The organism is Sphingobium sp. 15-1 (genome assembly GCF_013375535.1).
In the GTDB taxonomy this organism is placed as follows: Bacteria; Pseudomonadota; Alphaproteobacteria; order Sphingomonadales; family Sphingomonadaceae; genus Sphingobium; species Sphingobium aromaticivastans.
This window is the reverse complement of the sequence record NZ_JABXJG010000001.1, coordinates 3170613-3190635: the sequence shown is the minus strand read 5'-3', so window position 1 is coordinate 3190635 and position 20023 is coordinate 3170613. Positions and strand designations below refer to the sequence as shown.

Below are 20023 nucleotides of genomic sequence, written 5' to 3'. Positions count from 1 at the left end.
TTGGCGGCGGGCGGAAAGGCAAAACAATCATTAACGTCGATCAACCTCCGATCCGGAGCGATGAGGACGGTTTCAAGTGTCAAAATGGAGACGAATGGCGGGTTTTGGAACGCCGTCTTTAACTTTGATTAACCCTGATGATGCATATTTATCGGGAGCTTAGGGGGCTCAGGAGGGACTATGCAGCCGCGCAGCCGTCATAGAATAACCGTCGATATACCCGTCGTCGTGACGACAGTGCTCGACAGTCTGGAAGGAATGATCATCGATTTGAGCGAAGGCGGCGCCCAGATTGCGGGCTGCGGCCTGCCGGCGCGCAGCCAGTGCCAGATCGATTATGAGGGCCATGTCGTCTTCGCCATCGTGCAATGGTCGGAGAAAGACCGGATGGGCCTTCGTTTCCCCTATGAGCTGACCGACGGGCCTTTGTTCGACCGGCTGGAGATTGCGCGGGCGGCGCGTTTGACGCCCACGGCGTTCCAGCCCCGGACTTTGGGTGCGCGGCCCGGGGGTGGATTTGGACGCCGGTTCGGCTGAATCGAGCGCATTTCGGGTTTCCCTTTTGTTCCCGTTCGCCTAAGCCGGACGGGTGATCGATCCCACCGCCCTGCCCGCCCTTCACGCCAGCCATGGCGGCATCTGGCTCAGGGAAGGGGATCGGACCTCGGCCGTCGCCAAGGGCACCGCCATTGCGCGGACGGCGGAGACGCCGACGCTGCTGCTGAACGCGCCGTTGACCGGGCAGCGGCTGGGCTATCCCGATCTCAATGGCCTTGATCTGCTGGAATTGTGGGCCTTCATCCATCCGGCACGCTTTCTGGTGCCGACGCCCAAGGGGTTGGCCGAGGCGCTGAACCTGCCGCGTCCGGCAAGCGAAGCGGATATTCCCGAATTGCTGCAGACGGCGACCGGCGCTTTGCTGGCGACGCTGGAATCCCCGTCATGGACCGAGCGCGAGGGCGGCTGGACGGCGGCGCAGTCGCTGCATCGGTTGCGCTGGCCCTGGGCGCCGCTGGTGGCCGGGCGCATCGCCCAGCCGAAGGAAGCGGAGCGTTGGCTCTTCTCCAAATTGCCGGAATGGGAGGAGAGCCCACCCCGCCCTGCCCCCCGCTCGGTATCGCTGCAACCCGACGCGGTGGTGGCGCGGCTGGAGCAGTTGACCGGCGCGGGAGCCGAAGCGCGACCGGGACAGCGCGCCTATGCGGCGGCGGCGGCGGAGGTGTTCCGGCCCAAGGCGCATCGCGACCAGCCCAATATGCTGCTGGCGGAGGCCGGGACCGGGATCGGCAAGACTTTGGGCTATCTCGCCCCCGCCTCGCTCTGGGCCGGGGAGGCGCAGGGGACGGTGTGGATTTCCACCTTTACCAAGGCGTTGCAGCGGCAGTTGGACCGGGAGAGTTTGCGCCTGTTCCCCGATCCCGCCGTGGCGGCAAAGCGGGTGGTGGTGCGCAAGGGGCGGGAAAATTATCTCTGCCTGCTGAACCTGGAGGATGCGCTGCAAGGCGGCTTTGCGGGGCGCGCGGCGATATTGGCGCAACTGGTGGCGCGCTGGGCAGCCTTCACCAAGGATGGCGACATGATCGGCGGCGACCTGCCGGGCTGGCTGCCGACCTTGTTCCGGCGCAACGGGTCGACGGCGCTGACCGACCGGCGCGGCGAGTGCATCTATGCGGGCTGTCCGCACTATCGGAAATGTTTCGTCGAGCGGTCGGCGCGGGCTTCGGCGGATGCGGACATCGTGATCGCCAATCACGCGCTGGTGATGATCAACGCGGCGCGGGGGCGCGAGACGGGGCAGGCGCCGCAGCGCATCGTGTTCGACGAGGGCCATCATCTGTTCGACGCGGCGGATTCGACCTTTTCCGTGGCCCTATCGGGGCAGGAGGCGATCGAACTGCGCCGCTGGGTGATGGGGCCGGAGGGCAACTCCAGAGGACGAAGGCGCGGGCTGGCGGCGCGGCTGTCGGACCTTGCCAATTATGACGAGCAGGGCGGCGAGGCGATCCGGGCGGCGGCGGAGGCGGCGCGGGCGTTGCCCGCCGACGAATGGCTGAAGCGGATCGTCGCGGGCGAGCCGTTCGGGCCGGTCGAGGAGCTGTTGGCCGCCGTGCGCGGGACGGTCTATGCGCGGGCCGCCGATACGGGTGAGGCCGATGCGGGCTATGGTCTGGAGACCGAATTGGCCGAGCCGGATGGCGCGCTGGTCGAGGCCGCGCAGGAGGCGGCGCGGGCTTTGGACAATCTGCTGCGCCCTCTCACCCATCTTGGCAAGCGGATGGAGGCGGTGATCGAGGAAGCGCCCGACTGGCTGGACGGCGCGGCGCGGGCGCGGGTCGAGGGGGCGATCGCTTCGCTCGGCTGGCGGCGCGATCTGGTGACGGCCTGGCTGGCGCTGCTGGCGCGGATCGGCGGACCCGCCGACGCGGATTTCGTGGACTGGCTGGCGGTCGAGCGGATCGAGGGGCGGGAGTTCGACATCGGCATCCACCGCCACTGGCTGGACCCAACGCGGCCGCTGGCGCAGGCGGTGCTGAAACCGGCGCAAGGCGTGCTGATCACCTCCGCCACGCTGAAAGGCGGCGGCGATTGGGACAATGCGGCGAGCCGGAGCGGCGCCACCCATCTGCCGCGTGGCGCGGAGCAGTTCGAGGCAAGCAGCCCCTTCGACTATCCGGAGCGGTCGGAAGTGCTGATCGTCACCGACATCAAGCGCGGCGACATTGCGGCGCTGTCGGGCGCCTATGCCCGGCTGATCGAGGCGGCAGGCGGCGGGACTTTGGGGCTTTTTACCGCGATCCGGCGGCTGCGGGCGGTGCATGCGCGCATTGCCGACCGGCTGGCCCGGGCGGGGCTGCCGCTTTACGCGCAGCATGTCGACCCGATGGACACGGGCACGCTGATCGACATTTTCCGCGACGATCCCCGCGCCTCGCTGCTGGGCACCGATGCCTTGCGCGACGGGGTGGACGTGCCGGGCCATTCGCTGCGGCTGGTGGTGATGGAGGGCGTGCCCTGGTCCAAGCCGACCGTGCTGCACGCTGCGCGCAAGCTGGCAGGCGGCGGCAGCGCCTATGACGACCGGCTGATCCGGGCGCGCATGGCGCAAGCGTTCGGGCGGCTGATCCGGCGGGCGGAGGACCGGGGCAGCTTCGTCATCCTCTCCGCCGCCATGCCCAGCCGGCTGCTCAGCGCCTTCCCGCCCGGCACACCGATCCGCCGCCTGACGCTGGACGAGGCCATCATATCGGTCAGCGGCCATTCCCGCGCTGGCCTTGGCGAGAGCATGGCGCTAGGGCATCAGGGATTCGAATCCGGCATTCTGTGACCCATAGGATCACAGAGGCATTATTTTCCGCGTTTTCCGAGTCAGCAGTTGATCCCACCTGCTTCGAAAACGCTCTGGGGCCTGGAGCAAAAATGAAGCGGTTGATCCTGTTCCGTCACGCCAAGTCCGATTGGGACGATCCGGTTGCGCGGGACTTCGACCGGCCGCTGAATCGTCGCGGCGAAAAGGCGGCGCTGGTGATGGGCGAGTTCGCCAAGGCGCGGGACATCGGCTTCGACATGGTCATCGCTTCCCCCGCGGTGCGCGTGGTGGAGACGCTGAACAGCTTCTTCACCAGCTATGGCGACGCGGTCGATCCGCATTGGGACCGGCGCATCTATCTCGCCTCCACGCCGACCCTGTTCGACGTGATCCGCGACCTGCCCGACAGCGCCGACAGCGTGCTGATGTCCGGGCATAATCCGGGGCTGGAGGAACTGATCCTCGACCTTGTCCCCGACGATGGCGCAAGCCCGCTGCGCGAGGATGTGGAGGTGAAGTTCCCGACCGCCTCGATCGCGGTCATGGACCTGCCGATCGATCATTGGAGCGAGGTGAAGCCCAATATCGCGACCCTCGCCAGCTTCACGCGCCCGCGCGACCTGGACCCGGCGCTGGGGCCGGGTTCGCGCTGAGCCGGGCTGTGACGCCCATCCTCTGGCGGCGGGCGGAGGCGCGGGATGCTGCAGCGCTTTCGCTGCTGGGCGGCGCGACCTTTCTTGCCAGCTTTGCCCATGATCATCCCGGCGACGCGCTGATCGCCCATGTCCGCGACGCGCATGGGGAAGCCTATTATGCGGCGGCGCTGGCCGATCCCGGCCAGACCGTGCTGATCGGGGAAACGCCGCTGGGCGCCCCGGTCGGCTATGCGCTGCTGATGCCGCCCGCCTTGCCGGTGGAGAGGCGGGATGGCGATCTTGAGCTCAAGCGCATCTATCTGCTCTCCGGTTGGCAGGGCGGCGGCAATGGCGCGGCCTTGCTGGCGCTGGTGATGGAGGAAGCGCGGCGACGCGGGGCGAAACGCCTGTTGCTCGCGGTCCATGAGGCCAATCAGGGCGCGCAGCGTTTCTATGCGCGGCACGGCTTCGTCGAAGTGGGCGAAACGGTCTTCATGGTGGGCGACGCGCCGTTTCGGGATCTGATCTACGCAGCTCCGCTTGAGTGATTGGGATGCATCCACTTATCGACTGCGCTCGAAATGAACGCACATGGCGGGCATGAACTGTTTGACCTGACTGAAGCGAAACGTGCTCCTGCGCAGGCACTCGAACGGGACGCCTGGCTCGTGAGAGCCCAGTTCAAACGGTGCGATGATCCACTGGGGGCGGGGCGGGGCTCCTGCCTGCGCAGGAGCACCTTTTATCCAAACAGATCGTCGCTCTATTCCCCGATCGCCTTGGCAAGCGCGGCGCGAATGGCTTCCAGGCGGGGCAGCAAATCGGCGCTGGGAGCCACTTCGCCATTCCTGGCCGGTGTGGGCTCAGGCACAGCTGGCAACGGATCGCCGCCGCCATCAGCAAGCGCCTTTTGCGCGCCGCGCACGGTGAAGCCCTCGACATTCAGCAGATGGTTGATGCGCCGCACCAGCGCCACGTCGGCGGGGCGATAATAGCGGCGGTTGCCCGAGCGCTGAAGCGGCCGGAGCTGGGTGAAGCGCGTTTCCCAATAGCGCAGGATGTGCTGCGGCAGGTCGAGTTCGCTCGCCAGCTCACTGATCGTCAGAAATGCGCCCTCTGCCTTTTCCATGGTCATGATGTTGCACCCTTAGCGGCGCCAAGGTCAACCTTCGGGAAAATGGCTATTCTGGGGATCGCCCGCCTCAGGCCGAGGCGACGCGGTCCCGCATCGTCTGGCTGGCGCGGAAGGTCAGCACCCGGCGCGGTTCGATCGGCACTTCGACGCCCGTCTTGGGGTTGCGGCCCATGCGCTGCGTCTTGTCGCGCAGCACGAAGGTGCCGAAGCTGGAGATCTTCACATTTTCCCCGCGTTCGAGCGCGGAGGACATATGCTCCAATATGGATTCGATTAAAGTTGCCGCTTCCGCCCGTGAAAGGCCAATATGACGGTTCACGCTCTCCGCAAGATCCGCGCGCGTTAGAGTCCCTGTACCGCTCATCGCACTTCCCCACCTTGACACCCGTCGAGCCTAAATGCGGGTGATCATTTGATAATGTGCGCGATTCTGCATGATTCGGCAAGATGACCGATGGCTCTAATCCTTAAAAAACCGTGAAAAATAGGCGATATAGCGGTCCCGGAATGGGACTTGGGGCATTCTGGAGCGAGGGGCGATCCCTTTTGGGTGGGATGACGTTGACGAGAGGCAATAGCTGGAGGCTTGGCTTGGTCCAGCGGGAGCAGGGATGGGCGGATTCCCGGCAGCGCTCAGGCTGGCCCCATCGCCTTCATCATGGCGCGGAAATTGTCCATTGTCGTGGCGGCGAGATATTCGGCCTGCATCTCCTGCGTCAGCAGTTCGACCATCTGGCGGCCCTCTATCCACAATTCGATGACGCCAAAGGCCCCGCCCCGCTTGCGATATTTGGCGGGCCAGCCTTCGCGGGAGGCGATCGCCATCACTTCCGCCTGGCTGAGCGGCGTGGCGAGGGCGGCATGGGTGGCGGTGTAGCCGGTCTGCTCCGTCTGTTCGCCAAAGCTGTCGGCGTCGCCTTCCGCCTCGCGCAGCACAATGCCCAGCGGATAGACTTCCATCGCCGTGCCGCGATCGTCCCCGGCCACCGCGATCCAGCTTCCCACCGCGACCGGCGGAAAGGGAAAGGCATCTCCACGCCAGAATTCAGCGATCACCTGGGCCACATGGCGCGGATCGCGGGCGGCGATCGACAGATGGAACAGCATGCGGCGACTCCCCGACGCTTGGGATGGATAAGGCGCGAACCATGCCATAAAGACGCCGCGCCGGATTGGAGATTTCGGACCGGACCCACCGCAAGGACGGGCCCGACCGGAACGGTCACGCCTTGGTGCATTCCCCGGCGCGCTTGCCGGTGACGTCATGGGTGGTGCGCAGGACGGGGCTGCCGCCCTCCGTCTTGGTCATGGTGCTGCCCAAGGTCAGCGTGTCGGCGGTAAAATTGCCCTCCAGCACGATTTCGGATGTACCCTTGCCGGACGTGCAGCTCAGCGTCGCGATCAACCGGCCCTTGCGGATCAGCTTGTCCTTATAGGTGCAGTCCTTGCCTTCCGCGCCGGCGAGCGCGTTCGCGTCGGGCACGCCCGCCGCGTCGATGGCGATGCAGGCCTTGTCCTCGCTGACTTGTTTCAGTGCGGCCTGATATTCGGCCGGAGTGACGGTGGGGGTGTTGTAGCCGGTGGTCTTGCGGGTCAGCGTCCATTCGCCGGCCTGCATGACGATCGGCGCTTCGGCGGTTTCGGGTGCGGGTTCCGGCTTGCTGCCACACGCAGCCAAACCGAGAGCGAGCGGCAACGCCGCCAGCGCAACTTTCTGCATATCCTCTCCCCTGTTCTCTAATCGGAACGGGCAGAAGCTCGCGCCAAGTCATGCAAAGCGCAAGAAGAATTTCTCAGCGCTTCCTGTAGGTGGGGGCGTGGAAGTCAGGCGGCTTGGCGGCGACCCAGGCAAGGAAGCGGGCCAGATCGGGATGGGCGCGCAAGGCGTCGGCATCGCCATAAGCGCGGGCAAGGTCGGCATTGCTCAGATGAGCGTGGATGGCGCGGTGGCAGATCGGGTGGACGGGCACCATGTCCCGCCCGCCTTTGCTTTTGGGCACCGGATGATGCCATTCGACGCGTTTGCCCAGCGGCCGCTCGCAGAGCCAGCACGCCGGGCTTTCGGTCATTTCCCCCGCTCTTACTTGGCTGCGCAGGTCGCGCCGATCCACTTGCCGGACGTCTTGGCCTTCATGCTCATGTTCATGCCGTTGGGCGCGCCGGTCATCTTCATGTCCATGCGCATCTCATAGCTTTCGGGCGCATAGTCGCCCGACATGACGGCGTTCATCGTGCCGCCCTGCGACTTGCAGCTTATCTCGCCCTTCACCGATCCGCCGCTGGCGTCGAAGCCCTTATAGGTGCAGTCCTTATTCTCCTGGCCGGAGAACATCTTGCCGCTGGGGTTGGCCGCTTCTTCGGGCGAGACGCAATATTTGATCGAGGTGCGGCTCATCATCTTCTTCATCTGCTCTTTCATCTGGGCGCCGCCGCCCGGCATGTTCGGCATGTCGATATCTTCCAGCTCATAAGTGCCCTCCCACTGGCCGGGCTTGAGCTGGACCTTCTGGACCTCCTGTTTGACCTCTTCCTTGGTCTGGGGCTGGCCGGACGGTTTTTCGCCGCAGGCCGCCAGCAGGGCCGTCGCCCCCATCAGGCCGATCAGGATGGGAAGTGTCGGACGCATAGGCTTTTCTCCCTGTTTCCACGCCTTTGTGGCGCGACCATATCAAGGAAGAGAGAGGATGCAATGCGGAATGGAAAACCATTTGTTCTTGATTTGTTCTCATTGTTATGATACGCGCCTTCGGCAAACGGGGGAGCATTTATGGAGCGGGAAGAAGCAGGTGATACGCATGCTTTAAGGGCCTTCGGCCATTATCTTCGGACAGGACAGAGGATCAGCCCTGATCGGTTGGAAGTGAAATTCAATCCTTGGCATGATGAAAAGAATGGGCGGTTCACATTTGTCGGGCAAGGGCGCTATTTTGGCGGAGAAGGCAGCGCAAATGATGGTCGTCCGCCTGAATTGTGGAGCGGCGTGCAAAATTGACCCCCTTAGCGGGGTGATCGGCGTCTAAAATTGACCCCCATCATTCCAGAGTGTGAGGCGTCGCGGCTTGGACTTCCAGGCGGCGAGGATGGGGATGTTGATTGTGGAGACTATTGCCAAGATTCGCAGGGAGCACAGGGAAGGTAAGCCGATCAAAGAGATCGCGCGTGATTTACGGTTGTCGCGCAACACGGTGCGCAAGGCGATCCGTGCGCCGGAGGCGGATTTCAGCTACGAACGCAAGGAGCAGCCTCGACCGCAGACCGGGCCATTTCGCGAACGGCTGGACGAGTTGTTGGTGCAGAACGAGGAACGGCCCCGGCGTGATCGGCTACGGCTGACACGGATACACGATCTTCTGGAGCGTGAGGGTTTCACCGGCTCCTACGATGCGGTTCGGCGCTATGCGGCACGCTGGAAGCGCGAACGCCGGACCGACGGCGGCGATATGAGCAAGGTGTTCATCCCGCTCATGTTCCGGCCGGGTGAGGCCTATCAGTTCGACTGGAGCCACGAGGACGTGGAGATCGCCGGCAAGCCGATGCGGGTGAAGGTAGCTCATATGCGGTTGTGCTGGTCGCGGGCGCCGTATGTGCGGGCCTATCCGCGCGAGACCCAGGAGATGCTCTTTGACGCGCATGCCCGGGGCTTTGCCTTTTTTGGCGGGGTGCCGACGCGCGGCATTTACGACAACATGAAGACCGCGGTGACGAGCGTGTTCACCGGCAAGGAGCGGGTGTTCAACCGGCGCTTCCTGATCATGACGGATCATTATGGCGTCGAGCCTGTGGCTTGCAGCCCGGCGGCAGGCTGGGAGAAGGGACAGGTCGAGAACCAGGTCCAGACCAGCCGGGAGCGGCTGTTCAAGCCCCGGTTGCGCTTTGCCAGCCTCGAAGAGCTGAACGCCTGGCTGGAGGCCGAGTGCCGACGGTGGGCCGAGCGTTATGCCCATCCAGATCTGGAAGACATGACCATTGCGCAGGCGCTGGAGATGGAACGATCCTCGCTGCAGTCATTGGCCACGCCCTTTGACGGCTTCTTCGAGAGCGAACATGTGGCGAGCGCAACCTGCCTGGTGAGCTTCGATCGCAACCGATACTCGGTCATGGCGAGTGCGGCCCGGGAGGCGGTGCAACTGCGCGCCTATGCCGACAGGATCGTCATCCGTTGTGCAGGCCAAGCGGTTGCCGAGCATGCTCGCGTGTTCGGCCGCAACCAGACGGCGTTCAACCCTTGGCATTATCTGCCGGTCCTGATCCGCAAGCCGGGAGCATTGCGCAACGGCGCTCCCTTCCAGGACTGGGATCTTCCGCCGGCCCTGGCCCAACTGCGCCGCAAGCTGGGCAAAAGCGATGACGCAGATCGGCGCTTCGTCCGGGTGCTGGCAGCAGTGCCCGAAGATGGGCTGGAGGCGGTCGAAGCTGCCGTCCGCGAAGCTATGATGGCGGGTACGGCCAATGACGAAGTGATCCTCAACATCCTGTCGCGCCGACGCGAACCCCAGCCCACCCAGGCCATCAGCGTCCTGGTCGATCTGAAGCTCAAGCATCCGCCCATCGCCGACTGCGCGCGTTATGACATGGTGCGAGGCCTCGATGCAGCGGCATGAGATGTTGGCAGCCCTGAAGGGGCTGGGCCTAAAGGGCATGATCGCCGCGTTCGACGATGCCGTTACCAACGGCGTCCGTCGTGACCGGACCGCCATGGAGATGCTCGGCGACCTGCTCCGCGCTGAAGGCGCGCATCGAGAAGCCGCTTCGATCCGATACCGCATGACTGCGGCCAGGCTGCCGGCCATCAAGGATCTCGACGGCTTTGTGTTCGCCGATACACCGATCAACGAAAGCCTGGTGCGTTCACTCCATGCCGGTTCATTCCTGCCGGAAAGGCGCAATATCGTACTGGTTGGTGGCACCGGCACCGGCAAGACACATCTCGCGCTTGCCATCGCCGCTGCCGTGGTTCGTGCCGGGTCGAGAGGACGGTTCTTCAATACTGTCGACCTGGTCAATCGTCTGGAGGAGGAAACCCGGCAGGCCAAGGCTGGCAACCTGGCCGCCCAGATGGCCCGCCTGGACGTCGTGGTGCTGGACGAACTCGGGTATCTGCCGTTCGCCCGTTCAGGAGGGCAGATGCTGTTCCATCTGATCAGCAAACTCTATGAAAAGACCTCGGTGATCATCACCACCAATCTCGCCTTCGGCGAATGGCCGAGCGTCTTCCAGGATGCCAAAATGACAACGGCGCTGCTGGACCGCGTCACCCACCACTGCGACATTATCGAGACCGGCAACGATAGCTGGCGGTTCAAAAACCGAAGCTGAGACGAGGAAAAACCCCTTCCCCCGGACCCCCATCCCCGGCGGTTACCCCGGTGGGTCCACAGGCACCTCCCGCGGACGCCGCCGCCAGCGCTCCTGACGGCGCGCGGCGGCGTCCGCGGGTCCCTCCTATGGACTACCGGGATAACCGCCGGCACTCACAAAAAGGGGGTCAATGTTGGGCGCCGATAGGGGGTCAACTTTGCGCGCCGGTTGACAGCCTGAATCAAGGGGAAATGGCGGAAGAGGCCAAACCGCAGAATCAAACCACACGGGTAATCCAACAGATGACGATGGGGTGCCGGATCGCAGCCATCTCCGTCCCGACCATCCGAGTAATTATTCCTTATATACCGTTCAATTGGGCGATTCTCTCTCGCGCATAGCCGCGTTGCGGAAAGGACTGAGGGCCAGCGACCTCGCTTGGCTGAACCGGATGCCGCTCGATCAGCCGCTGAGGATCGGGCAACGGATCAAGCTGCCCCATCAGCAGTCTTTGGATGCGGGACGCGAGGCTAAGAACAAGTTCCTTGCCCTTGCCTATTATATGGACACGCATGGCGGGAAGTTACCACCCAACCCGGCGAAACCGCCTTCGCTGGAAAGCCAAATTCTTGATTCCAATTGGACGAGGCAGAGCAAGAATGGCTATGATTTCCACATCGACATTCTTGCTCGACTTCGGAAAGCTGGCGGCAGACTTTCTCTCGGTCCGACCGGAGCGCGATCACGCCGCAATCAGCTTCAGGCTGGTAGGCCAGATCGTCGTCCCAGTGATGATGGCGGGCATTTTATCGCTTCTCGCTTCAACGGGCCAAGCGACAGCTTCAATCATTTTGCGCAAGATGCCAATTTCAACCGGGGCGCCTATCGTGCCATGGAGGATAGCTGGGCGAAGGAGCTACGGGCTGGGAAAAAAGTCATTGTCGAGATTATTCCAAAATATATCGGAACGTCGAGACGACCCAATAGCATTACCGTCACTTGGGAAATCGATGGTAAACACAACTTTCAATTTTTCCCGAACGAAGCAAAAGGTAGAGCCAGTGGAAAAAGATAAATTTGACGTTCTGGGTCCACTGTTAAACGAAATTGGCCAGGAACTGGCAAATATTGTCGGCGGCGATCCAGAGGGCGTTTTCTTGTACACGGAAATTGGCGAGGGCTGGGTTCGCCCAAGCATTTTCAGGAACGAGGGAGATGTTGTTCGCTATTATAGCCCTCAAGACAGTGATCTACCGGATCTTCTTTTTGAGGCATGGCATACGGAGACTCGAGAAGGCTCCATGCGCTGGTCGGTGATGGAATATGATGTGAAGGATGGTAAATTCAGCGTCAGTTTCAAATATCCGGAGGAGGTGAATGTCGAGATCGTCGATGGTGCGCGGCGTGAGGCAGCCCTTCGCGCTCGCTATGGTGACAAGCCGGTGGTCTATCCACCCCCACCCAAAGGGGCGTTTGAACTGAAGCCCTGAAAGGACCAAGAGGCACGGCTTTCCGCTTATCGGCACAGGAAAGCGTGAAGCCGATTGCGTCTCCGGTCAAAGGTCCCATATTCGGCGCATGTCTATCCAGATCCGCACCACGCTGGACGAGCCGGAAACCGGCGAAGGCTTCGTCCCCCACCGTCCTGCGCGCCCGGAAAAGAGCGAGGGCGGGCGGGCGTTCAAGCTGGTTTCCGATTATGAACCGTCGGGCGACCAGCCGACCGCCATCGCAGAGCTGGTGGAAACCGCGCTGACGGGCGAGAAGGATCAGGTGCTGCTGGGCGTCACCGGATCGGGCAAGACCTTCACCATGGCGAAGGTGGTCGAGGCGTTGCAGCGGCCCGCTTTGGTGCTGGCGCCGAACAAGATATTGGCGGCGCAGCTTTATGGGGAGTTCAAGAGCTTCTTCCCCGAAAATGCCGTCGAATATTTCGTCAGCTATTATGATTATTACCAGCCCGAAGCCTATGTGCCGCGCTCCGACACCTATATTGAGAAAGAGTCGAGCGTAAACGAGGCGATCGACCGGATGCGCCATTCGGCCACTCGCGCCCTTCTGGAGCGGGACGATGTGCTGATCGTGGCGTCGGTGTCCTGCATCTACGGCATCGGATCGGTCGAAACCTATGCGGCCATGACCTTCGCGATGAAGAAGGGCCAGGTCGAGGACCAGCGAGAGATCATCCGCAAGCTGGTGGCGCTCCAGTACAAGCGCAACGATGCGGGTTTTGCGCGGGGCAATTTCCGGGTGAAGGGGGATAATCTGGAAATCTTCCCTTCGCACTATGAGGATACGGCGTGGCGGGTCAGCTTCTTCGGCAATGAGATTGAGGAGATTGTCGAGTTCGATCCGCTGACGGGGAAGAAGATCGCTTCATTGGACTATGTGAAGGTCTTTCCCAACAGCCACCACGTCACGCCGGGGCCGACGCTCAAGCAGGCGATGGAGGCGATCCGGTTCGAACTGGCGGAGCGGCTGAAGGAACTGACGGCCGAGGGCAAGCTGCTGGAGGCGCAGCGGCTGGAGCAGCGGACCAATTTCGATCTGGAGATGATCGCGGCGACCGGCTCCTGCGCGGGGATCGAGAATTATTCGCGCTTCCTGACCGGCCGCCTGCCGGGCGAGCCGCCACCGACACTGTTTGAGTATCTGCCTGAGAACGCCCTGCTGTTCGTGGATGAAAGCCACCAGACCGTGCCGCAGATCGGCGCGATGGCGCGAGGCGACCATCGGCGCAAGATCACGCTGGCTGAATATGGCTTCCGCCTGCCGAGCTGCATCGACAACCGGCCACTGCGCTTCAACGAGTGGGACGTGATGCGGCCGCAAACCGTTTCGGTGTCCGCTACCCCCGGCCCCTGGGAAATGGAGCAGACCGGCGGCACCTTCTCCGAACAGGTGATCCGTCCGACCGGACTCATCGATCCGCCGGTGGAGATCAAGCCGGTCGAGGATCAGGTGGACGACCTGATCAACGAATGCCGCAAGGTTGCCGCGCAGGGATACCGAACGCTCGTCACCACGCTGACCAAGCGCATGGCAGAAGACCTGACCGAGTTCATGCATGAGGCGGGGATCAAGGTCCGCTACATGCACAGCGACGTTGAGACGCTGGAGCGTATCGAGCTGATCCGCGATTTGCGGCTGGGCGTCTATGATGTGCTGATCGGCATCAACCTGTTGCGCGAGGGGCTGGATATTCCCGAATGCGGGCTGGTGGCGATCTTGGATGCGGACAAGGAAGGGTTCCTGCGCTCCGAAACCTCGCTGATCCAGACGATCGGGCGCGCGGCGCGTAATGTCGAGGGACGGGTGATCCTCTATGCCGACCGGGTGACGGGGAGCATGGAGCGGGCGCTCAATGAGACGTCTCGGCGGCGCGAGAAGCAGATGGAATATAATGCCGAGCATGGCATCACGCCGACCACGATCAAGCGCAATATCAGCGACATCATCGCCCATGTGGCGTCGAAGGATCAGGTGACGGTCGAGACGGGGCTGGAGGATCGGCCGCATCTCGTCGGTCACAATCTGCGCGCCTATATCGAGGATCTGGAGAAGAAGATGCGCGCCGCGGCGGCGGACCTGGAGTTCGAGGAAGCCGGCCGCATCCGCGACGAAATCCGCAAGCTGGAGGCGGAGGAACTGGGCTTGCCTGCCGAGCAGCAGGTGGCGGCGCCGAGGGGGCGGGCGACCGAGGGGAAGCCGGGGACACGGAAATTGCGCTACGGCAAGGTGCAGAGGAAGTTCGGGCGGTAGAGGTTGGAACGCACCGTTCGGCTGCGCGGTGATACGGCAAGGATGGTTGGGAAGCGGACGGTCTGTTTGCGCCGTTTCCTAGAAACGCGCCGTGCTCCTGCGAAGGCAGGAGCCCAGTTCAGGTGCTGCGATAACATTCTGAGGGCAGGACTGGGCTCCTGCCTTCGCAGGAGCACGCACCGCCTAACGGCCGCAACTGACCAAACTCAGCCCTACACCCGCAAGACGCAGGCGCCCCAGGTGAAACCGCCGCCCATAGCCTCCAGCACCAGCAGATCGCCAGGCTGGACGCGCCCGTCGCGCATGGCGAGATCGAGCGCCAAGGGCACCGAAGCAGCGGAGGTGTTAGCGTGCTGGTCAACCGTCATCACGACCTTTTCCGGCGCCAGTTTCAGCTTGCGCGCGGTCGCGTCGAGGATGCGGGCATTGGCCTGGTGCGGGACCAGCCAGTCGATGTCCGCCGGGGTCATGTCAGCGGCGGCCATCACCTCGGTCAGCACCGAGGCGAGGTTGGTGACGGCATGGCGGAAGACTTCCTGCCCCTTCATGCGCAGCTTGCCGACCGTCTGCGTGGTCGAGGGGCCGCCATCGACATAGAGAAGCTGGTTATGGCGGCCATCGGCATGGAGCTTCGAGGCGAGGATGCCGCGCTTGCCGTCGGCGCTTTCCTCGGCGCCCAGCACGACCGCGCCCGCGCCGTCACCGAAGAGGACGCAGGTGGTGCGGTCTTCCCAGTCGAGGATGCGGCTGAAGGTTTCCGAACCGATCACGATGGCGTTCCGCACCGCGCCCGAGCAGATCATGCTGTCGGCCACGGTGATGGCGTAGAGGAAGCCGGAACAGACCGCCGCCACGTCGAAGGCGACGCAATCGTTGATGCCGAGCGCGGCCTGAACGATGGTGGCGGTGGCCGGGAAGGTCTGGTCGGGCGTGGCGGTCGCCAGCACGATCAGGTCGATGTCCTGCGCGGACAGGCCGGCGGCTTCCAGAGCAGCCTTGGCAGCGTCCGTGGCAAGGGTCGCGGTGGTTTCGCCCTCCCCCGCAATATAGCGGTTGCGGATGCCGGTGCGCTCGACGATCCATTCGTCGCTCGTGTCCACGGTCTGCGCCAATTCGGCGTTGCTGACGGCGCGGACCGGCAGGGCGGAGCCCGTGCCCAGGAGAACGGATCGGCGGATCACTTTGCGGGCAGCTCCATCCTGGATGCGGGGGCGGTCAGCCCCTCGATCCCGTGCATGTCGGCGGCGATGCGCCGGGTGATGTCTTCCTCCAGCAGCCGTGCGGCGACATGGACGGCATTGGCGACGCCCTTGTCATTGGCGCTGCCATGGCTCTTCACGACCACGCCATTGAGGCCGAGGAAGACGGCGCCATTATGGTTGTTGGGGTCGAGATGATGACGCAGCAGATGCATCGCCGGCTTGGAGATCAGGAAGCCGAGCTTCGAGCGGATCGAGCTGGTGAAGGCTGTGCGCAGCAGGTCGGTGACGAAGCGGGCCGTGCCCTCCGCCGTCTTCAATGCGACATTGCCGGAAAAGCCGTCCGACACGATGACGTCGACATCGCCCCGGCCAATCTTGTCGCCTTCGGTAAAGCCTTCGAAGGAGAGCGGCAGGCTGGTCGCGGCGCGCAGGATCGCGGCGGCGTCGCGAATTTCCTCCGTGCCCTTCATTTCCTCCGTGCCGATGTTCATCAGGCGGACGCGGGGCCGCTCCAGATCGAGCGCGATGCGGGCATAGGCAGCGCCCATCACCGCGAACTGCACCAGGTTGCGCGCATCACATTCGGTGTTGGCGCCCAGGTCCAGCATGACCACGTCATTGTCGCCCAGGGTCGGCAGCATGGCGGCCAAGGCAGGCCGGTCGACGCCCTTCATGGTGCGCAGGGCGAGCTTCGCCATCGCCATCAGCGCGCCGGTATTGCCGGAAGAGACCGCCGCGCCGCAGTCGCCCGCCTTCACCGCCGCGATCGCCATGCTCATGGAGCTGGTCTTCTTGCGGATGGCGACGCTGGGCTTGTCGCCCGCATCCACGACATCGGGCGCGTGGACGATTTCCGACGCGGCGCGCAGATTGGGGTGATTGTCGAGCGCGGACTTGATCCGCGCCTCGTCTCCGAAAAGGGTGAAGCGCAGCCCGTCGTGACGGTGACGGGCGAGCGCCACGCCCGCCATCATCACGCGTACGCCTTCATCCCCGCCCATCGCGTCGATTGCGATTCGCGGTTGGCTGGACAAGTTAACGCACCCTTTTCAGGAGAAATGCTTGAGCGTCAGGCCCCGACGGCGACGACTTCGCGACCGTTATAATGGCCGCAGGCGTCGCACAGATTGTGCGGACGCTTCAGTTCGCCGCAGTTCGAGCATTCCTGATAGGCCTCGACGCGCAGCGAGTCATGGCTGCGGCGCATGCCACGGCGGGACGGGGACGTTTTCCTCTTGGGGACAGCCATGTCGGCACCTTATTCCATAAATTGATCTGTTAGTGCGACTGGCCGTATCCGATGGATGTCGACGCCAACGGCGCCGCAGACCCATGCGGCCCGGATGATCGCGAAGCCCTGCGCCTATAGCGTTTTTTGGGCATGGTGCAAGTCCTTCTTGCCCCCGCATCCCGCCGCCTTATTCTGACGGCGTCACGATAATGCGGGGGAAATCCGATGTTGTTGCCGATCACGCTGACGCTGGCCGCGGCCTGCGCGCTGCTCAACATGTGGCTGGGGATTCGCTGCGCGCGAATCCGGATGGCGGACCAGGTGCTGCACGGCGATGGCGGCAGCGCGCTGCTGGCGAAGCGGATGCGGGCGCACGCCAATTTCGTCGAATATGTGCCGGTGACGCTGATTCTCTTCGGGCTGGTGGAACTGGCGGTCGGCGCGTCGATCTGGCTCTGGGGCGCGGCGCTGGTGCTGGCGGCGGCGCGAATCGCCCATGCATTCGGGATGGATGCGGAAAAGCCGACCGTCTGGCGCGCGGGCGGGGCGCTGCTGACCTGGGCGGTGATGGTCGGGATGGCGGTGGTGGCGCTTTACGTCGCCTATGGCGCGACGCGGGAGGTGCCCGCGCCGCCCGCCATGGCGATGATTCGGTAGGATCAGGCCAGCACGGCATCCCCCACGAAGGGATTGGTGCGGCGTTCATGGGCGAAATTGCTCATCGGGCCGTGGCCGGGGACGAAGGCCGTGTCGCCGCCCAGGGGCCAGAGCTTGCCGGTGATCGCGTCGATCAGATCCTGATGATTGCCCATCGGGAAGTCGGTGCGGCCGATCGAGCCCTGGAACAGCACGTCCCCGACGATGGCGAGCTTGCTTGGCGCATGGTGGAAGACGACATGGCCGGGCGTATGGCCGGGGCAATGATAGACGTCGAGCGTGAGGTTGCCGACCGTCACCTGATCGCCGTCGTGGAGCCAGCGGTCGGGTTCAAAGCTTTCGCCGTTGATGCCATATTTGGCGCCGTCCTCGCCCAGCCGGTCGATCCAGAAGCGGTCGGCCTCATGCGGCCCTTCGATCGACACGCCCAGATCGCGGGCGAGGATGCCTGCCTGGCCGCAATGGTCGATATGGCCGTGGGTGACGAGGATCTTCTCGATGGTGACGCCATGCTGCTCGGCGGCCTTTTTCAGCATGGGCAGATCGCCGCCCGGATCGACGAAGGCGCCGCGATTGGTCGCCGTGCACCAGAAGAGCGTGCAATTCTGCTGGAGCGGGGTGACGGGGATCAGGGCGGCTTTGAGAGGGGGAGTCGTCATGGCGCTGATGTGGCGAAGCTGCGGGCCGGGCGCAAGGCTTTGACGAGGAGCGGGGTGTTTTGCGGTTGGGTTGGAGGGTGGGGTGGAAGGCAGACGTTCTGATCGCGGCAGTTGCCTCAGGCATACCGTGCTCCTGCGAAGGCACTCGAACGAGACGAGTGGCTCGCGAGAGCCTAGTTCAAACGGTGCGATGATCCGCCAAGGGCAGGACTGGGTTCCTGCCTTCGCAGGAACACGGCGCGCTTAGTGGCAACTGATGGCCAAAAGGCCGCCCCTACCCCATTTCCTCGGTCGCGAAGGGTTCCGCCAGGCTGATGCTGTCCAGCACCTTGGCCGTTTCGTCGCGCACGCGGAGCATCACGCGATGCAGGCGGCATTCCGATTCGGGCAGGCAGTTGGTGCAGGTCTCATGCGCGAAGCGGCTCGCGCAGGGCGTGAGCGCCAGCGACCCTCGCGTCAGCCGGACGATATCGCCATAGCTGATGTCGACCGGCGCCAGCGCCAGCCAATAGCCGCCGTCCCGCCCCCGCTGCGTCGCCACCAAGCCCTCGCGCGCCAGTTCCGACAGGATCACCGTCAGGAATTTGGACGGGATATTCTGGCGCGTGGCGATCTCGTTCAGGGGCACCGGACCTTGCCGGTAGCGGTCTGCGAGATGCTGGAGGGCACGGATGGCGTAACGGGTCTTCTGCGAAAGCATAGGGCTGTTATTCGCTCCCGCCGAAGATTTGACAAGTCATCAGGGTGCGGGATTCAACGCCTGGCGCGCCTGTTTCGGAAAATCGCTGAACATGGCATCGACGCCCGTGCCGGCGACCGCCCGGACATAGCCGGCAAAGTCCCCCCGGCCCTGCGGATCGTCGGGGCGCTGGAAGGCCACGGGCAGGAAGCCATTCTCCATGCGCAGCGTCCAGACATGGACTTGCAGCCCTGCCTGATGAGCGCGGTCGACAAGACCCGTCGGCCCCTCGGGCGCCAGCGCCATGGCGGCCGCCGGACCGATGCCGTCCGCATAGTCCGCTATCTGCTGCAACCCCTGCGTCCTCATCATGTCGGCATAGGTCGTGCCCGGCTCGTCGGCGGGACCGCCCTCGCCCTCGACGAGCTGGATCAGGCGCAGCCGGGACGCGGCGCGCAGGGCCTTCAGATTGCCGACCTCGAAGGATTGGATGAAGACCGGATCGGCCTCCGTCTGATAGCCATATTGGCTGAGCAGCGCGAGCAACGGCGCCTGATGCGGCAAGCCGATGCCGGCGAAATAGCTCGGATGCTTGGTTTCGGGATAAAGGCCGATGCGGCGGCCGGTTTCCGCCTCCTTGGCGCGGACCAGCTTCAATATCTCCTCGAAGGTCGGGATCGGGTAGAGATCGTTGAAGCGGCTGTTGGCGGGGCGAAGTTCAGCCAGACGCTCGCGGGCGCGCAGGGTGCGCAGCTCGGCCAGGGTGAAATCCTCCGTGAACCAGCCGGTGACGGACTGGCCGTCGATGGTCTTGGTCGTCCTGCGGGCGGCGAATTCGGGGTGATCCGCGACATCGGTGGTGCCGCCAATCTCATTTTCATGCCGGGCGACGAGGACGCCGTCCCGGGTCAGCACCAGATCGGGCTCGATATAGTCGGCGCCCTGGTCGATCGCCCGTTCATAGGCGGCGAGCGTATGTTCGGGCCGCTCGCCGCTGGCGCCGCGATGGGCGATGATGAAAGGTTCGGCCATCGCGGGCGCCACCGTCAAAAAGCTGAGGAGGAGGATGGCGAAGCTTCGGAGCATCCTCCCCAGGATCATGCCTTCACGCCCTCCAGCGCGTCCTCATAGGTGGTCGCCTTGAAGCCGACGATGGTGCGGCCGCCCAGGTCCAGGATCGGGCGCTTGATCATCGAGGGATTGCTCATCATCAGCAGCACCGCCTTGTCGGCGTCAATATGCGCCTTGTCCCCGGCGTCCAGCGCCTTGAAGGTCGTGCCGGAGCGGTTGAGGATCGTTTCCCACCCATGTTCCTCGACCCAGCCGCGCAGCGCCATCTCGTCGACGCCGGACACCTTATAGTCGTGGAAGCTGTAGGCCTTGCCGCTATTGTCCAGGAAATTGCGCGCCTTCTTGATCGTGTCGCAATTCTTGATGCCGTACATGGTCAGCATGGGG

At 63.9% G+C, this 20023-nt stretch carries 24 protein-coding genes; 11 read left to right on the top strand and 13 right to left on the bottom strand.

All coding sequences use genetic code 11. The annotated features are described in order from the left end of the window. The first annotated feature begins 180 nt into the window (after positions 1 to 180). From HUK72_RS15270 to HUK72_RS15255, 4 genes are all read left to right on the top strand, one after another. The gene (locus tag HUK72_RS15270) at positions 181 to 537 is read left to right on the top strand and encodes a PilZ domain-containing protein (protein WP_176597480.1); all 357 of its coding nucleotides are present in this window, start codon (positions 181 to 183) and stop codon (positions 535 to 537) included. A 52-nt stretch (positions 538 to 589) separates the two neighbouring features. Next, positions 590 to 3325 carry an ATP-dependent DNA helicase gene (locus HUK72_RS15265; protein ID WP_176597479.1) on the top strand — a complete coding sequence of 912 codons (2736 nt, stop codon included), beginning with the start codon at positions 590 to 592 and terminating at the stop codon, positions 3323 to 3325. A 92-nt stretch (positions 3326 to 3417) separates the two neighbouring features. Next, positions 3418 to 3960: a histidine phosphatase family protein gene (locus HUK72_RS15260; RefSeq protein WP_176597478.1), complete on the top strand. Its 543-nt coding sequence runs from the start codon at positions 3418 to 3420 to the stop codon at positions 3958 to 3960. 8 nt (positions 3961 to 3968) lie between these two features. Continuing rightward, entirely contained in the window at positions 3969 to 4490 is a 522-nt protein-coding gene (locus tag HUK72_RS15255; RefSeq protein ID WP_176597477.1) for a GNAT family N-acetyltransferase, read from the top strand. A gap of 215 nt (positions 4491 to 4705) precedes the next feature. On the opposite strand, the gene HUK72_RS15250 is transcribed toward HUK72_RS15255, so the two are convergent. From HUK72_RS15250 to HUK72_RS15225, 6 genes are all read right to left on the bottom strand, one after another. Beyond that, positions 4706 to 5071 (bottom strand): MerR family transcriptional regulator, encoded by a 366-nt coding sequence (locus HUK72_RS15250; RefSeq protein ID WP_176597878.1) that lies wholly within the window; start codon positions 5069 to 5071, stop codon positions 4706 to 4708. Between the two features lie 73 nt (positions 5072 to 5144). Then, on the bottom strand, positions 5145 to 5441 hold the full coding sequence (ihfA, locus tag HUK72_RS15245) for an integration host factor subunit alpha (RefSeq protein ID WP_176597476.1): 297 nt from the start codon (positions 5439 to 5441) through the stop codon (positions 5145 to 5147). 269 nt (positions 5442 to 5710) lie between these two features. Beyond that, complete coding sequence (locus tag HUK72_RS15240; RefSeq protein WP_176597475.1) at positions 5711 to 6184, bottom strand: hypothetical protein; 474 nt, start codon at positions 6182 to 6184, stop codon at positions 5711 to 5713. 115 nt (positions 6185 to 6299) lie between these two features. Then, positions 6300 to 6797, bottom strand: a complete 498-nt coding sequence (locus HUK72_RS15235; RefSeq protein ID WP_176597474.1) for a DUF3617 domain-containing protein — start codon at positions 6795 to 6797, stop codon at positions 6300 to 6302. A gap of 73 nt (positions 6798 to 6870) precedes the next feature. Continuing rightward, positions 6871 to 7146: an HNH endonuclease gene (locus tag HUK72_RS15230; RefSeq protein WP_176597473.1), complete on the bottom strand. Its 276-nt coding sequence runs from the start codon at positions 7144 to 7146 to the stop codon at positions 6871 to 6873. An 11-nt stretch (positions 7147 to 7157) separates the two neighbouring features. Then, the gene (locus HUK72_RS15225; RefSeq protein WP_176597472.1) at positions 7158 to 7703 is read right to left on the bottom strand and encodes a DUF3617 domain-containing protein; all 546 of its coding nucleotides are present in this window, start codon (positions 7701 to 7703) and stop codon (positions 7158 to 7160) included. A 141-nt stretch (positions 7704 to 7844) separates the two neighbouring features. Here HUK72_RS15225 and HUK72_RS15220 point away from each other — a divergent pair, with 141 nt between their 5' ends. The 6 genes from HUK72_RS15220 to uvrB all read left to right on the top strand — a co-directional run bounded on the left by HUK72_RS15220 (position 7845) and on the right by uvrB (position 14137). Further along, positions 7845 to 8069, top strand: a complete 225-nt coding sequence (locus HUK72_RS15220) for a hypothetical protein (RefSeq protein WP_255325740.1) — start codon at positions 7845 to 7847, stop codon at positions 8067 to 8069. 94 nt (positions 8070 to 8163) lie between these two features. Then, positions 8164 to 9678, top strand: coding sequence for an IS21 family transposase (istA, locus tag HUK72_RS15215; protein WP_176597709.1), 1515 nt, complete (start codon positions 8164 to 8166; stop codon positions 9676 to 9678). Beyond that, a complete protein-coding gene (istB, locus tag HUK72_RS15210; protein WP_176595381.1) occupies positions 9665 to 10393 on the top strand; it encodes an IS21-like element helper ATPase IstB in 729 nt (242 codons plus the stop codon). Before istA ends, istB begins: the two co-directional genes overlap by 14 nt. Positions 10394 to 10688: 295 nt before the next feature. Beyond that, complete coding sequence (locus HUK72_RS15205; RefSeq protein WP_176597471.1) at positions 10689 to 11450, top strand: DNA/RNA non-specific endonuclease; 762 nt, start codon at positions 10689 to 10691, stop codon at positions 11448 to 11450. Next, positions 11437 to 11865, top strand: a complete 429-nt coding sequence (locus HUK72_RS15200) for a hypothetical protein (protein WP_176597470.1) — start codon at positions 11437 to 11439, stop codon at positions 11863 to 11865. The genes HUK72_RS15205 and HUK72_RS15200 overlap by 14 nt, the downstream gene beginning before the upstream one ends. A gap of 88 nt (positions 11866 to 11953) precedes the next feature. Then, positions 11954 to 14137 (top strand): excinuclease ABC subunit UvrB, encoded by a 2184-nt coding sequence (uvrB, locus tag HUK72_RS15195; protein WP_176597469.1) that lies wholly within the window; start codon positions 11954 to 11956, stop codon positions 14135 to 14137. 212 nt (positions 14138 to 14349) lie between these two features. Here the strand turns inward: uvrB and HUK72_RS15190 are convergent, their stop codons facing one another. The 3 genes from HUK72_RS15190 to rpmF all read right to left on the bottom strand — a co-directional run bounded on the left by HUK72_RS15190 (position 14350) and on the right by rpmF (position 16588). Beyond that, entirely contained in the window at positions 14350 to 15318 is a 969-nt protein-coding gene (locus HUK72_RS15190) for a beta-ketoacyl-ACP synthase III (protein ID WP_176597468.1), read from the bottom strand. Further along, positions 15315 to 16340, bottom strand: coding sequence for a phosphate acyltransferase PlsX (gene plsX, locus HUK72_RS15185; protein WP_255325826.1), 1026 nt, complete (start codon positions 16338 to 16340; stop codon positions 15315 to 15317). The genes HUK72_RS15190 and plsX overlap by 4 nt, the downstream gene beginning before the upstream one ends. 68 nt (positions 16341 to 16408) lie before the next feature. Next, positions 16409 to 16588 carry a 50S ribosomal protein L32 gene (gene rpmF, locus HUK72_RS15180; RefSeq protein ID WP_013848214.1) on the bottom strand — a complete coding sequence of 60 codons (180 nt, stop codon included), beginning with the start codon at positions 16586 to 16588 and terminating at the stop codon, positions 16409 to 16411. A 207-nt stretch (positions 16589 to 16795) separates the two neighbouring features. Between rpmF and HUK72_RS15175 the strand changes: the two genes are divergently transcribed. Next, positions 16796 to 17227 carry an MAPEG family protein gene (locus HUK72_RS15175; RefSeq protein WP_176597466.1) on the top strand — a complete coding sequence of 144 codons (432 nt, stop codon included), beginning with the start codon at positions 16796 to 16798 and terminating at the stop codon, positions 17225 to 17227. 2 nt (positions 17228 to 17229) lie between these two features. On the opposite strand, the gene HUK72_RS15170 is transcribed toward HUK72_RS15175, so the two are convergent. The 4 genes from HUK72_RS15170 to HUK72_RS15155 form a co-directional block, all read right to left on the bottom strand. Beyond that, the gene (locus HUK72_RS15170; protein ID WP_176597465.1) at positions 17230 to 17886 is read right to left on the bottom strand and encodes an MBL fold metallo-hydrolase; all 657 of its coding nucleotides are present in this window, start codon (positions 17884 to 17886) and stop codon (positions 17230 to 17232) included. 274 nt (positions 17887 to 18160) lie between these two features. After that, complete coding sequence (locus HUK72_RS15165) at positions 18161 to 18586, bottom strand: Rrf2 family transcriptional regulator (RefSeq protein WP_013848211.1); 426 nt, start codon at positions 18584 to 18586, stop codon at positions 18161 to 18163. A 39-nt stretch (positions 18587 to 18625) separates the two neighbouring features. After that, positions 18626 to 19666, bottom strand: coding sequence for a glycerophosphodiester phosphodiesterase (locus tag HUK72_RS15160; protein WP_176597464.1), 1041 nt, complete (start codon positions 19664 to 19666; stop codon positions 18626 to 18628). Then, the gene (locus tag HUK72_RS15155; protein ID WP_176597463.1) at positions 19663 to 20019 is read right to left on the bottom strand and encodes an ArsC family reductase; all 357 of its coding nucleotides are present in this window, start codon (positions 20017 to 20019) and stop codon (positions 19663 to 19665) included. The genes HUK72_RS15160 and HUK72_RS15155 overlap by 4 nt, the downstream gene beginning before the upstream one ends. Positions 20020 to 20023 lie beyond the last annotated feature (4 nt).